We start from the raw sequence: 239 nt of genomic DNA, 5'->3' as shown, positions 1-239 counted from the left end.
CTAAGTGTTTTGATGGAGCTTGCGTGCTTGCTGATTGGCTCGACCCACAAACGTTTGGCAATCTGCAGAGTGTACAGTATCAGCTATCTATCAATGATAAATTAACGCAAGATGGCGATAGTGCCTTAATGCTATTCCCTGTCTACGAATTGCTGGTCAATATCAGTCACGCCTTTAGCTTGCAAGCAGGTGATGTGATTATGACTGGTACGCCAAGTGGCGTTGGTGTGTTGCAAGCA

At 45.6% G+C, this 239-nt stretch carries 1 protein-coding gene; it reads left to right on the top strand.

The genetic code is table 11. The features are described 5' to 3' along the window. On the top strand, window positions 1-239 hold a 239-nt coding region (locus SB725_RS33705; protein WP_410923759.1), incomplete at both ends, for a fumarylacetoacetate hydrolase family protein.

The sequence above is a fragment of the Pseudomonas sp. SIMBA_041 genome (assembly GCF_046535095.1).
GTDB lineage: Bacteria > Pseudomonadota > Gammaproteobacteria > Pseudomonadales > Pseudomonadaceae > Aquipseudomonas > Aquipseudomonas mucoides.
This window is presented reverse-complemented; position numbering and strand designations above follow the sequence as displayed.